The 12,296-nt window shown below is 68.2% G+C and carries 14 protein-coding genes and 1 tRNA gene; 6 read left to right on the forward strand and 9 right to left on the reverse strand.

The window, feature by feature from the left end:
* Window positions 1-90: 90 nt before the first annotated feature.
* Window positions 91-555, reverse strand: a complete 465-nt coding sequence (locus AC0Z36_RS25375; protein WP_485465370.1) for a DUF6197 family protein — start codon at window positions 553-555, stop codon at window positions 91-93.
* 64 nt (window positions 556-619) lie between these two features.
* The gene (locus AC0Z36_RS25380; RefSeq protein ID WP_485465371.1) at window positions 620-1,360 is read right to left on the reverse strand and encodes a DUF2786 domain-containing protein; all 741 of its coding nucleotides are present in this window, start codon (window positions 1,358-1,360) and stop codon (window positions 620-622) included.
* 513 nt (window positions 1,361-1,873) lie between these two features.
* Between AC0Z36_RS25380 and AC0Z36_RS25385 the strand changes: the two genes are divergently transcribed.
* Complete coding sequence (locus AC0Z36_RS25385; RefSeq protein ID WP_485465372.1) at window positions 1,874-2,293, forward strand: hypothetical protein; 420 nt, start codon at window positions 1,874-1,876, stop codon at window positions 2,291-2,293.
* Complete coding sequence (locus tag AC0Z36_RS25390) at window positions 2,283-2,912, forward strand: hypothetical protein (RefSeq protein WP_485465373.1); 630 nt, start codon at window positions 2,283-2,285, stop codon at window positions 2,910-2,912. Before AC0Z36_RS25385 ends, AC0Z36_RS25390 begins: the two co-directional genes overlap by 11 nt.
* Window positions 2,913-2,922: 10 nt before the next feature.
* On the opposite strand, the gene AC0Z36_RS25395 is transcribed toward AC0Z36_RS25390, so the two are convergent.
* From AC0Z36_RS25395 to AC0Z36_RS25420, 6 genes are all read right to left on the reverse strand, one after another.
* A complete protein-coding gene (locus AC0Z36_RS25395; RefSeq protein WP_485465374.1) occupies window positions 2,923-3,669 on the reverse strand; it encodes a DUF1838 family protein in 747 nt (248 codons plus the stop codon).
* A gap of 214 nt (window positions 3,670-3,883) precedes the next feature.
* The gene (locus tag AC0Z36_RS25400; RefSeq protein WP_485465375.1) at window positions 3,884-5,122 is read right to left on the reverse strand and encodes a tyrosine-type recombinase/integrase; all 1,239 of its coding nucleotides are present in this window, start codon (window positions 5,120-5,122) and stop codon (window positions 3,884-3,886) included.
* 113 nt (window positions 5,123-5,235) lie between these two features.
* Window positions 5,236-5,325 (reverse strand) — tRNA-Ser (locus tag AC0Z36_RS25405).
* 65 nt (window positions 5,326-5,390) lie between these two features.
* Entirely contained in the window at window positions 5,391-5,852 is a 462-nt protein-coding gene (locus AC0Z36_RS25410; RefSeq protein WP_485465382.1) for a nucleoside deaminase, read from the reverse strand.
* A gap of 41 nt (window positions 5,853-5,893) precedes the next feature.
* Window positions 5,894-6,433, reverse strand: coding sequence for a tRNA adenosine deaminase-associated protein (locus tag AC0Z36_RS25415; RefSeq protein WP_485465376.1), 540 nt, complete (start codon window positions 6,431-6,433; stop codon window positions 5,894-5,896).
* Between the two features lie 121 nt (window positions 6,434-6,554).
* Window positions 6,555-6,782 carry a hypothetical protein gene (locus AC0Z36_RS25420; RefSeq protein ID WP_485465377.1) on the reverse strand — a complete coding sequence of 76 codons (228 nt, stop codon included), beginning with the start codon at window positions 6,780-6,782 and terminating at the stop codon, window positions 6,555-6,557.
* A gap of 217 nt (window positions 6,783-6,999) precedes the next feature.
* Between AC0Z36_RS25420 and upp the strand changes: the two genes are divergently transcribed.
* From upp to AC0Z36_RS25440, 4 genes are all read left to right on the forward strand, one after another.
* Window positions 7,000-7,641 carry a uracil phosphoribosyltransferase gene (upp, locus tag AC0Z36_RS25425; RefSeq protein WP_485465378.1) on the forward strand — a complete coding sequence of 214 codons (642 nt, stop codon included), beginning with the start codon at window positions 7,000-7,002 and terminating at the stop codon, window positions 7,639-7,641.
* A 624-nt stretch (window positions 7,642-8,265) separates the two neighbouring features.
* Window positions 8,266-8,430: a hypothetical protein gene (locus AC0Z36_RS25430; protein ID WP_485465379.1), complete on the forward strand. Its 165-nt coding sequence runs from the start codon at window positions 8,266-8,268 to the stop codon at window positions 8,428-8,430.
* A 312-nt stretch (window positions 8,431-8,742) separates the two neighbouring features.
* Window positions 8,743-9,672, forward strand: a complete 930-nt coding sequence (locus tag AC0Z36_RS25435; protein ID WP_485465383.1) for an RNA polymerase sigma factor SigF — start codon at window positions 8,743-8,745, stop codon at window positions 9,670-9,672.
* A gap of 319 nt (window positions 9,673-9,991) precedes the next feature.
* On the forward strand, window positions 9,992-11,836 hold the full coding sequence (locus tag AC0Z36_RS25440; protein ID WP_485465380.1) for a protein phosphatase 2C domain-containing protein: 1,845 nt from the start codon (window positions 9,992-9,994) through the stop codon (window positions 11,834-11,836).
* 95 nt (window positions 11,837-11,931) lie between these two features.
* On the opposite strand, the gene AC0Z36_RS25445 is transcribed toward AC0Z36_RS25440, so the two are convergent.
* Window positions 11,932-12,105, reverse strand: coding sequence for a hypothetical protein (locus AC0Z36_RS25445; protein WP_485465381.1), 174 nt, complete (start codon window positions 12,103-12,105; stop codon window positions 11,932-11,934).
* Window positions 12,106-12,296: the final 191 nt, after the last annotated feature.

Below are 12,296 nucleotides of genomic sequence, written 5' to 3' on the forward strand. Positions count from 1 at the left end.
TGCTGTCGCTCCTTCTGGTGAGAGTGTCCGCCGGGTTGTTCTGTCCGGCGGGCCGGTCGGGGGGTTGCCCTCCCCCTTCTGATATCTTAATTAAACCACGTTTTGAGCGATGCGGCAATTCTTGCTCATGTGATCAGAGCCACTCTCACAGCGGGCCGCAACGGTGCGGACCGCGGCGGCCACTCCAGCGGTGGTGCGGCCGGGGTCGTTCCCCCACCACCACACTGTGCTGCGGCGGTATGGGTCCTCCGCCATCCGCAGACCCGTCCACCGGTCGGTGGTGATCGGCCCTCCGCTGACGTGGTCGCTGAACGCGATCAGGGATTCCCTGCGGGCCTGCTGGAAGAGGTCCCACGGTTCGCCGCTGACGGACCAATGGGGCCTGACGGCACGTAGCCCCTGGTCCCACGCGTGCACGACTCCGCAGGGGGCGGTGTCGCCCATCCGGCCGGGCTGCCACTCGTGGTCGCCCCGGTAGAGGCCGACGCGTTCGATGTGGTCGGCGGCGGCGGTGAGGATGCGGGCGGGGGTCGCCGGGGCCTTCCTGGCTGGCACGACTGCCTTTCTGTTCGGTGGGTGGGCCGGGGCGGCGGGCCGCCGCCCCGGCCCGGTGCCACGGCTAGGCCGTGATCGCTCCGGCTCCCGCGCGTCCGATCCGGGTTCCTCCGATGTCCGCGCGGCTTCCAGCGGCCCAACCCGCCCCGTAGCCGCTGCCGGACATGGTGGTTTTGCCGCCCTTGCGGGTTCGCGGGTATGCCACCTGGAAACTGCGGTCGACAACGGCCTTGCGGTCCGCGAGGACGAGTGCGGTACTGCGACCGGCCGCGCTGGTCTCGGCACTGGCCTGTTCGCGCGCGCCTCGCTCCGCCTCTTCCATCCGGTCCCCAACCCTGCTGATGAATCCAAGGAGCCAGGAACGCCGCCATGCGCGCACGCCGTTGCTGACGGGGACGTACTGCGCGGCGAGACCGCCGTGCATCTGGAGGAGCAAGGAGGTGTAGAGCATTTCGACGCGCCCAATGTCGCTGGCGTATCCGAAGATGTGCACCCGGCGGGCGGGGCCGTTGCCATCGCGTCCCAAGTGGATGAGCTTGCAGCCGAGAGCGAGGGCGATGCGGTTGATCAAGTTCACGCGCTCCATCGCCCACGGGTTGTCAAGGGTGATCTGACGGTTGGTGGGTGCGTCGGCGGACGGGTTCCCGTCGTTGAGCATGGCCTGTTCGACGCCGTACTTGGCCATCATCTCGAACGCGCGCTTCCGGGCCAGCTCGGCTTCCGGCTCCGGCGTGCGGGGATCTTCGGCTTTGGCCAGCAGTGCGCGGATGGTTTCGAGCTTCGCGGGTGCCTTGGTGCCGTTCACGTTAGGTCTCCTGGTGAGAAGTTCGCCCGGCCGGTAGGCCGTGCCGTCCGTCCGGGGGGTTGCCCTCCCCCTTTTGATGTCTTAATTAAACCATGTTTTACGGGGTTGGTCAAGCTCTACCCTGCGGTTTTCTCCCGACTGGTACCGCGACGTTCCGGCCGGACTCGGCCACAGCATGCCCCTGGCGGGGTTCCCTCCTCGGTCGGACGGTTTCACCGTGTCGGGAGCCCGGGTGTGGTGTCCAGGCTCGCGGAGCGACCGCGTAGCGGCTTGGCCTGGACTCCGTACCCGGGGTTCTGGCACGCCTTCGGCGGCCGACTGAGGGGGGAACCCCGGCATCTCCCCACCACAACGGCACCGCAGCCGAGCAACGGACCCCCCTCCCCTCCGAGTAAGGACCCGCCGGAGGCATAAAGGCTTTGGCCGGCACCACCTCCTACTTCGAGATGTCCGCGGGGTTGTGCTTACGGTGCGCCCGATGAGCAGGTTCTTCACACAGGACAGGGAGCACGGGTGAGCACGACTTCAACAACCGCGCCGGGGCCGGCGGAGATCCGCCGCAGGGTCCGGGCCAAGCAGGCACTCCACGCCAAGACCCAGGAGTCGGCCGCCGCGAACGTCCTGACGATGCGGCAGGCGGCAGTTCGGGCCAAGCGCGCCCAGGAGGACGCCGAACTCGCGGCTCGTGAGGCGGTCGCGGCGGCTCTGCGCCTGTTCGGCAACGACGCCGAGTTGCTCGGGGAGCTTCTGGGGGTGTCCGCGGAAGACCTGGAGCGCGAGGCGAAGCCTGTTACCGCCGCCCGTGCCAAGGAGGTCGTTGAGGAACTCCGCGCCCTCGCCGAGCAGCCTCGACTGCGGCGTCCTCGGACGGTTCAGCCGCCCGCGGTACCGGAGGTACTGATACCGGACGACGGCGCGGTTGATGCCGTCTGAAAGCCTCGGGCCCGGCCTGTTCCCGCGCAGTGCGGTGAACAGGTCCGGGCCCGCGTCCGTTGACGAGCAGCTGTCGCTGATCGGCGAGCCGGTGACTGTACGTATCCCTGCGGAGAAGTGGACTGTCTGGTTGGCCGACGAGTCGATCCGTGCCCGCTACTGGTCGAAGGTCCACAGAACCACTGACGGCTCCTGCTGGTTCTTCACCGGAGCGGTCTCCAGCACAGGGCACGGAAGTTTCCGCGCCTTCTCCCGGCCCGGGAAGACCCGCCGGGGCACCGTGCCCGCTCATCTGTATGGCTATCAGCTCGCCCACGGAGTGATCCCTCGTCTGGGCTGGGGGAACGACAGCCCGACCGTCTGCCACACCTGCGACAGCCACTCGTGCCAACAGCCAGCGCACCTGCGCCTGGGCACGGCGGCGGAGAACCGCGCGGAGTGGGTGGCCCGGCGCCGCGACCCGGGGAGCCCGTTGGCGGACCTCCGGGGTCCCGCGGGGCGTTCTCGGGCGATCGGCGAGGCCATTCGCGCCGGTATCCGGGCCGGCGAGTCGGAAGAGGGGATCGAGGTCCGCGTCTGGGCGGCGGCGGCGGCAGGTCGGCCGCTCAGCCTCTGGTGAGCCTCTGGAACTACTCCGGCGGGTTGAGCTTGCGGTAGTAGGTCCAGCTGGTCTCGTTCGGCGCGCTCCACTCCTTCGGTGCCTCGGCGTACTCCGGGTGATGCGCGGCGATGTAGTCGCGGGTCCGCTCGGGGACCTCGGCGTACGAGCCGAGCTTGCGGCCACGGCAGTGGAAGGTGAGCCCACCGGGCCGCTGGCCCTGGGCCATCCACGGAAGCCACGGGGACATCCGGCTCCACGACATGGTGGCTGGGACGCTGGGCGCGTCGCCGTCCAGGTCGGCGCGGTGGGCGAAGAACTGGAAGAGTTCGAGGGCCTTGTACGTGTCGCCGGCGGAGGCCAACGGGTATTCCGCCACTGGGAGCGGTGAGGGGTAGGCGAGGGGGATCTCCAGGCTGAAACAGACCTGTTCGCCGAGGTCGGTCGTCGGGATCGGGAAAGGGCGCCACTTCATGTTCGCCGGGTCATTCCAGACGTGCACCACCGGTAGGTCTTGCCAGGTCTCCAGGATCTCGCGGGTGACCGGGTCGAGGTAGAAGGCGGCCTCTCGGGTGAGTAGTTGATAGGCGTCCGGTCCCGCTTCGGTGTCCTGGACCAAGCGGGAGACGTTGAGCCCCTCAAACCCGAAAATGCGCTGGTACGGCTCGTCCGGCGCCCAGGAGTACACATCCCCGGTCCACCAGTACGTGACTTCTTGTCCGTCGAGCGAGGCCCGGGTGCGGGCGAAGGAACGGAGCAACTCTGCCGGTGACGTCATACCGATTAGTCTGCGCGCCCACCTCTATGACCGCACCCGAAACCCCGGGGCCACGACGGCGGCAGACTCCTCATCCTCTGGTGAGATGGGCGGACATCTCGGAGAAGCCGGGTCCGTCCACCGACGCCCTCCCGGTACTGCCCGGCCGTGAGGTTGCGGCGCTCCGGGCGGTCTCGGGAAGGTGCGACGGCGAGTACGTGGAGGCCAACCGGGATCAGGCTGCCAACCTGTTCCCCGCCGTCTGCGAGGTGAACTCCAGGCCCCATTCGATGGCGGTGACGATCTCGTCGTCCATGACTGCGAGGAGGTGCCCGTAGCGGTCGACAGTGGTGGTGATGGACTCGTGGCCAAGGCGGGCCTGGATCGCGGGGATCGGGACCTTGGCTGCGATGAGCCAGGAGGCGTTGGTGTGGCGTAGGTCGTGGATGCGGGGGCGCTTGGTGAGGCCGGCTGCGAAGGCTTTGGTGAGGGCTGGCTTCCAGCGGGCAGCATAGAAACCGCCAGAGTCCCAGGCTCCGCCTTCGGGTGCGGTGAAGACAAGGTCGGTCGGCTTCTTGCCGGAGATGTTGCGCCGGAAGAGTTCGATCTGACTGGGAGAAAGAACGAGGGTCCGGCGGGACTTCTTCGTCTTCGGGGCACCAAGGAACTTGCCGCCTTCCTCTCGTCGTTTCCAGGCGCGCTGGACCCGGAGAGTTGAGCGGGAGGCCCCGAAGGTGAAGTCGCGGGGTTGGATGGCGGTCATCTCACCCCAGCGCAGACCGGTGCCTACGAGGGCCTCGATCAGGTCGGCAGCGTCGGCCTGGAGGCAGGAACGGAGGATGGCGTACTCCTCGCGTTCCAGGAATACCGCGTCGTCCTCGGTGTGGTCGCTGGTCGGCAACCGGGTCTTCGAGCAGGGGTTCGCGGCCCGGAGCGGGGGTTCGGCGTCAGCCGCAGCTTGCAAGATTCCGTACAGGAGGCCGTGCTGGTTGGCGATGGTCTTCGCCGCGAGCTTCCAACGCTTGGCTCCTTCGTCGTGGTGAGGGCCGGGGCTTCCGTTCTCCAGGTCGTTGATCCATTGCCGGATGTGGTCGTGGTTGATGCCGCGTTCTTTGTCGCCGATGTGGAGGTCGCGGAACCAGGGGACCATGTGGCGGTCGATGAACTTGTGGTAGTTGCCACGGGTCTGGCCCTGGATGCCGGTCAGCAGATTGACGTAGGAATGGGCGAACGGCCCGAACATCTCCTTCTCGGGGTGCTCCACCGCCTCTTCGGTGACAAATCCCCTGCCTCGGATCCAGCCGGGCGGCCATTGCTGTCCGTGGCCGTTGACCAGGTCGCGGAAACGTTCCGCCGCCAACGGCTCGTCGAAGACCTCGGACTCCTGCTTGCCGCCGCGCTTGCCGTCAGCCCGCCAGCTGACGGTGAAAGTAGCCTCGCCTGTGCTGCGCTCGCGGCGTCGTATGTGTGCCATACCGGGGATCTAAACAGAGGTCCGCGGACAATGCGTGCTGACAATGCGCTGACGGCGCAGACAAACGAAAACCGCCCCTGACCTGTTTTCGCAGGTCAGGGGCGGTTTTTCGATGGCGGTAGCGGTGGGATTTGAACCCACGGTGGACTTGCACCCACGCACGCTTTCGAGGCGTGATCCTTCGGCCGCTCGGACACGCTACCGAGAGAGAGCTTACCGGATGCCTGCGGGCGCTCGGAAATCGGTTACCGGTCCGGCCTCCGGAGGCTCACCCGCGCTCGGCTTCGAAGAAGTCCAGGAGCAGCTTGGCGCACTCCGCTTCGAGCACTCCCAGAACCACTTCGGGCCGGTGGTTGAGCCGCCGGTCCCGGACCACGTCCCACAGCGAACCGGCGGCACCGGCCTTCGCGTCAAGCGCCCCGTACACAACCCGGTCGACCCGGGAGAGCACGATCGCACCCGCGCACATGGTGCACGGTTCGAGCGTGACGACCAGAGTGCAGCCCGACAGTCGCCACTCGGGGCGTTCCCCGGGGCCACGGCGGGCGTTGAGGGTCCTGGCGGCGTCCCGCAGTGCCAGGACCTCGGCGTGCGCGGTGGGGTCGCCGACGGCCTCACGCTCGTTGTGGCCGCGCCCGACGACGTTCCCCCCGGCGTCGAGGACGACGGCCCCGATGGGGACGTCGCCGGTCCCGGGCGCGAGCCTGGCCTCGTCGAGCGCGAGACGCATCCACGGTTCATAGCGGGTCAGTACGAGAGGACTCACGTTGTTCAGCGCACCGCTTCCAGTTCCTCGGCGCAGCCGAGGTGCTCCGCGATGACCGCGAGAGCGTCGGCCGGGAGCGTACCGGGTCCGCCGAGTTCGACCAGCGCCTCGGGGCTCACCCCGAAGTCGTCGAGCACGGTGGCGTCCCCGGCCGGTTCGGCCGGGACCGGCTCCTCGTCCTCCTCGTCGTCCAGGTCCGCCACCTCGTCCGACTCGTCGTCGAGGACGTCGGCCAGACCGTCGTCGACGTCCGCGTCGAGATCACGGCCGAGCACGTCGACGGTCAGCAGGATGTCCGCGTACGCGCTGCGGGCGACCGCGGCCGCGTCGGAGACGTGGATCCTGGGATCCTCCTCGCCGTCCACCCGGACCACCGAAAACCAGGTGTCCTCCTGTTCGAGCAGGATCAATACCGGTTCCTCGTCGACGGCCGCCTCCCGGGCCAGCTCGGTCAACTGGTTGAGTTCCTCGATGGGATCGAGGTCCAGTTCCTCCGCTCGCCAGGACTTGTCCGTACGCACGAGCAGTGCGGCGAAGTACGCCACGAGTCTCTCCCCAAGGTCAGCTGTGTGCGTTCTTTCCGCATCGTGACAGATTCCCCGCACACGTTGCGGATATTGACGTACGTGGTCAATCAGGCGTCTGTCGGGGAGCTTCGGGCGGGAGTCAGATCCGGAAGGTGCGCATCCGCATCATCTGCCGCAGTTTCTCGGCCCGGGTACGGCGTGGGTGGACGCGTTCGCGCAGTTCCTGCGCCTCGGCGAGCTCGCGGAGGAAGACCGTGCGCCGTCGACGCCGCGCGGCGTCGGCCTCCTTGCGGGCCTGGGCCCGTTCCTTGGCGGTGCTCTTCGTCGTTCTGTCCGCACCGCCGGCGTCACCGTCCCGCTGCGTCATCAGTACCCCCTCGGGTCGGGATCGGCCCGTCTCCGGGCGGGTGCGCGCGTACCTCCGGCGAAGACCCGGCGGGTGTCTTGAGGAAAACACCGTAACCGGACCAACACATCTCTAGTGCCCACGATCCGCCACCCCAGACATTCTGGACAGCTGCCCTGTGGTTGTGGAAGCGGCACCGGTCAAGACCGACAGGTATCCAGCGGCTACCGTCTTAAGCATGCGGATTCACCTCGTCGACCACCCTCTGGTCGCACACAAGCTCACCACGCTGCGTGATGAGCGCACCGACTCTCCGACCTTCCGACGCCTGGCCGACGAGCTGGTCACCCTGCTCGCGTACGAGGCGACCCGGGACGTACGGGTCGAGCCTGCCCAGATCACCACCCCGGTAGCCGTCACCACCGGGGTGAAGCTCTCCTCCCCCAAGCCTCTGGTCGTCCCGATCCTGCGGGCCGGCCTGGGCATGCTGGACGGCATGACCCGGCTGCTGCCGACCGCTGAGGTCGGCTTCCTGGGCATGATCCGCGACGAGGGCACCCTGACCCCCTCGACGTACGCGACACGGATCCCTGAGGACCTCTCCGGCCGCCAGGCGTACGTCCTGGACCCGATGCTGGCCACCGGCGGCACACTGATCGCCGCGATCCGGCTGCTGCTCGACCGGGGCGCCAGTGACGTGACGGCCATCTGCCTGCTCGTGGCACCCGAAGGAGTGAAGGTCCTGGAGGCCGCTTTCGCGGACACCCAGGTCCCGGTGACCATCGTGACCGCCGCGGTCGACGACCACCTGAACGACCAGGGCTACATCGTTCCGGGCCTGGGCGACGCCGGCGATCGCCTGTACGGCACAGCGGGCTGATTCATTAGCGCATTCTTTCCGTACACGCGAGTACGGGACCAAAGGCCCTAGTCGTAGGGACCTTGGCGGGATGCGGACCTCCCGGTTGTGGCGCATGCTTGGAAAAGTGCCAGGGACTGGGCAGGAGTCCCTGAAGCACCCGGGACTTCGTGCTGATGCACGCGATAGGTCGACCCGCTATCGCGCCGGCGCGAGTCCCCCGCGAGAGAGCGGCCGACCCCCCGCGGCCGCTCTCTCTGCATGTCCGGACACGGTTCAGAAAAAGCCACACCTGCGCCGCGCCGATAACAGCCACACCTGCGCCGCGCCGATTCAGCCGCTTAGCCGCCGATTTGAGCTCTTTGTCATCCCCGCTGCCCCGCCCCGCGCGGGTGACCCCGGCCCTGCGGCGGGCGTGCTTCGCGCATTCGCCCATCCGGCCGCATAACATCGGCACGGCATGTCGGGTAGTCGGCGCTGGTCTGCAACCCGCCGGCGAACACCCGCCAGCCGAGCCGCCAGGGTTTTACTGGAGGTCCGGGGCCCGTGGCGTCAGCCGCTGAGGGCGTAAGTCCCCGGACAGACACAGCGATTGAAGACAGTGACGCGCCCTGCGGGCGGGCCTGTCACAGGGGAGGCGGGACGATGGCGGCGAGCAAGAAGATCTTCAGTGCGCTCCTGTTGAGCTTCGTGATCTACACGATCATCGCGACCCCGGACAAGGCAGCCGACCTGGTCGCCCAGTGGTTCGACGCGATCTCATCCTCAACGAAGTGGGTCGGCGAACAGATTGGCAATGTCGCCAACTGAACCGTATCGGCGGGCTCCAGCACCGCGATCACCTCAGCAGCCGCAGTCGCAGCCGCTCCGCAGGGAATTTTTTACCCGCGCTACGTCCGCATTTCCGCCTGAATGCCCGTACGACATATGCGAGATGACACCGCATCACCCGACAAATCGGGAAGGTCGCAAGGGGTTTGGAACGCTCCCGCGCGCCGGTATGGGGTACCTGGACCGTGACCGTGCGCCCAACGGCGTCCGGGTACGGCCGGCAACGGGCCAGGTTCCCCAGTTCGAGGCTGTGCACGATCAAAACCCGACGAGGAGGTGGGCTCTCCAGTGCTGCTGCGAGAAGCGACCCACAAGGGCACAACCGGCACCGATCTCCTGTCTGAGACAGCCCTTCCCCGGGACGGCGGTGTTTGCACCACGGAACCTGGTAACACCCAGGTCACAGCGACCGTTACGCCTGACACTCCACCGCGGGCGACGACCAGGAGGGGCGGTGCCAGCCGGCAGGCCGACACCCGCACCCTGTCGCGCACCCTGCTCCTGAGGCTGGCCGAGCTCCCCGAGGACTCCGCGGAGTACACCTACGTCCGCGGCACTCTGGTCGAACTCAACCTGCCCTTGGTCCGGTTCGCCGCGAACCGGTTCCGCAGCCGAACCGACCAGTACGAAGACGTCCTGCAGGTGGGGACGATCGGTCTGATCAAGGCGATAGACCGGTTCGACCCGCAGCGCGGCGTGGAGTTTCCGACGTACGCCGTCCCCACGATCATCGGCGAGATCAAGCGGTTCTTCCGGGACACGTCGTGGAGCGTGCGGGTCCCCCGCAGGCTCCAGGAACTGCGGCTGTCCCTCGCAGCGGCCACTGAGACCTTCTCGCACCGGTACGACCGGGCGCCCACCGTCCTGGAGTTGGCCGAACATCTGGGCCTGACCCCGGAGGAGATCCTGGAGGGCATGGAGGCGGCCAACGCCTACTCCCCCGCCTCCCTGGACGCCCACGACCTGGACGACGACCGGGACAGCGCACTGATCGCCCGGATCGGGCACGAGGATGAGGCGCTGGACGGAGTGGAGTACCGCGAAGCACTTCGCCCCCTGCTGGCCCGGATGAACCCGCGGGACCGCCAGATCATCATGCTGCGCTTCTTCGGCAACATGACGCAGTCCCAGATCGGCGAACGGCTCGGTATCTCCCAGATGCACGTGTCACGGCTGCTGGCCCGCGCGCTGGCCCGGCTACGCGCCGACCTTCAAGCGTAGGGATGCGGCGGTGGGGTCGGGCCTGTCCACTCCACCGCCGATCCGGAACCGACCGCCCCGCCGCTCGATCGCAGTTGACCGCACGTCGGAGACTTTGCCTGGCCAGGCAGCCGACAGCCGGGGGACCTGATGCGCCCGACGCATGACATACCGGAAGCAAAGCACCGTACGATCAGTTCACCCAGGCGCGTCCGTCATGTGCCGACGCCCCGCGCGCGCTATACCTAGGTAATTGACGAAGGGTCATCATGTGCTGCCCGGAGCCGGATCCGCGGTATCCCGGGCCGCTGTGGACAGACCATAGGTGAAGGAGGATGCCGTGCCGGACGGTTCCGACCCCCGCGCTAGCCGCACCGACGGCGGCCCGACGACCCCGCCGGCACAGCGCGCGTCCCACGACCGGGAAGCGGCCCGCGGGCCGCGGAAGCCCGACGAACGCCCGCCCGCCCGCCGCGTCGCCGCAGTCGACCCCACCGATCCGTACGACGAGCCGTACGACTCCGCAGCCGACCGTTACGAGCAGTACGACCATTCCTACGACACCGACGCGGACCGGGCGGACGATCCCAGGAAGCACCGGTCCGGCATGGGGCGTCTGCTGAAGGAATGGCTGGGCTTCGGCAGCCCCGACGACCCACGGTCGCCCCCAGCGTCCCGGCGTCCCGTCTCGGAGCCCGGTTTTACCTACGAACAGGTCGCGTACGGCCGACCCGAAGACGTCGACGAGTACGGCGATCCGGACGCGCCCCCCGCGGCAGCGGACCGCCGAAGCATTCTCCGTCGTCAGCCGGGCCCACCCGCCGACGAAGCCCGGGACGACGATTCGGCTCCCGCGCAGAGCACCACCACCCGGGATGCCCCGCGTAGTTCGTCGAAGGCCGGCCGTTGGGAAGACGTGATGCTCGGCGCCGGACCTGCACCGGGCACTCCGCCGAGCGACTCCATGCCGTCTGACACCCTCACCCCCGAGCACTACGCCCGGGACTCCGCACGACGGACACCCGACGAGGGCATCGCCCAGAGCGAATACCCCCCGGTCGACGAAGGCCCCGGGCTGCTGGACCCCGCGGACCAGCTCCACCCTGACGACCCGTCGTCGTTTGCCGAATCCGTCACGGACTCCTCCTCGGACGGGCCCTACTCGGACCGGCCGGAGGACAGCACCACAGTTGTGCCGGTGGTCCGGGTCGGCGGTGCCGACCAGGTGGAAGACCAAGACGAAACCGATGAGTCAGCTGAGTACGGTGATGCAGGCGACGAAGCCGAAGCTCCCAGGTCCGACACCGAAACCGGCGAGGCCCGCCGCCCGCTGACCGTCGGGGACATGCTCGACGAGGACGACCCCCAGCCGCGGCGCATGCTGCGGATGATGCCGACCCCCGTGCTCGCCGACGGCGGCGGCCTGGTGGTCGACGGTGGCCGGGTTGGAAAGATAGTCGTACGGAGTGCAGGAATGCGCGGCGGCCTGCACCAGCAGCAGGGAATCCCCCGGCAGAACTACTTCGCGGTCGGCCCTGACCCGTCCGGGGAATGGGCCATCACCATCCTCGGCGACGGCGTCGACGGTTCGTACGCGCCAGAGCTCGCCGCCCAGGTGGCGGTCCGCAGCGCCTACCGCGCGGTCGCTCAGATGATCACCGAGGAAAAGCACGAGGACTGGGACTGGCCGGAGCTCTTCGCCTCGCTCGACATCGAGCTCCAGGACCGACTGGCTGACATGAGCGAGCGGGCCCGCGACCTCGGCCGTCCGGAGCCGGCCACCCGGCTCGCGGTCGTGGTGACCGCGACCGACCCACAGCAGGACGACCGGGTCGACATCGCAGTCCTCGGCGACAGCACGGTGCTCCGCCTCGCCGAAGGCGGGTGGCGGGCTCCGCTGGGGATCCACTCCCCCGCCGAGGGCTCCCAGCCCGCGGCGCTCCCCGGACACACTCCGGCGGAGCTGCGGATCTGCCGGACGACCTGGCGGGCAACGGATGTACTCGTCCTGATGACCGGGAGTTTCGCCGACTCACTCGGCGAGGCCGCCGGCGGGCTGGCCCCACGGCTGGCCGATGAGTGGCGGCGTCCGCCGGAGCTTCTCGACTTCCTCCGCGACCTGGACACCGGGTTGGGCCAGCGCACCGGCGACGGGGCAACTATCGCCCTGTGGCCGCACGCCTGACGAGCTCACCGGAACAACGACTGAAAGAGGCCTGCAGGCCCTGGTGCAGCGCACCGGGCTCTCCAGGCCTCTCAGTTCTTCCGGACGGTGACAGCTCAACCGACGACGAGCCAGACTGCCAGGGCAATCACGAGGAGAGCCACAACCGCGCCGCCGATGATCATCGGCGCGTTCGAGCGGGTGGGGACCGGCGGCTGCGTCGTCGGCTCATCGACAAAGGCGCGGAACATCTGCGTGCTGGCTGCGGGATCCTGCTCGTTCTGAGGCATGCGGAAGACCCTACCGCCATCCGACGGGGCATGTCCGTCCCATCCGGCTGTCGGCTTCAGTTCCTGTACAGATATGCATTCTGGAAACACAGAGTTCCGGAAACGCAAAAGGCCCCCGTCCATAAGGACGGGGGCCTTTCACTCAAGATAATTCCGGCGGCGACCTACTCTCCCACACCCCTTCGAGTGCA

It is taken from the genome of Kitasatospora sp. UYEF31 (genome assembly GCF_057291755.1).

Excerpts from the sequence above, each read along its gene's own strand:
- upp (WP_485465378.1), top strand. The coding sequence starts at position 7,000 with ATGCGGATTCACCTCGTCGACCACCCTCTGGTCGCACACAAGCTCACC.
- AC0Z36_RS25430 (WP_485465379.1), top strand. The coding sequence starts at position 8,266 with ATGGCGGCGAGCAAGAAGATCTTCAGTGCGCTCCTGTTGAGCTTCGTG.
- AC0Z36_RS25390 (WP_485465373.1), top strand. The coding sequence starts at position 2,283 with ATGCCGTCTGAAAGCCTCGGGCCCGGCCTGTTCCCGCGCAGTGCGGTG.
- AC0Z36_RS25395 (WP_485465374.1), bottom strand. The coding sequence starts at position 3,669 with ATGACGTCACCGGCAGAGTTGCTCCGTTCCTTCGCCCGCACCCGGGCC.
- AC0Z36_RS25420 (WP_485465377.1), bottom strand. The coding sequence starts at position 6,782 with ATGACGCAGCGGGACGGTGACGCCGGCGGTGCGGACAGAACGACGAAG.
- AC0Z36_RS25445 (WP_485465381.1), bottom strand. The coding sequence starts at position 12,105 with ATGCCTCAGAACGAGCAGGATCCCGCAGCCAGCACGCAGATGTTCCGC.
- AC0Z36_RS25410 (WP_485465382.1), bottom strand. The coding sequence starts at position 5,852 with ATGCGTCTCGCGCTCGACGAGGCCAGGCTCGCGCCCGGGACCGGCGAC.
- AC0Z36_RS25400 (WP_485465375.1), bottom strand. The coding sequence starts at position 5,122 with ATGGCACACATACGACGCCGCGAGCGCAGCACAGGCGAGGCTACTTTC.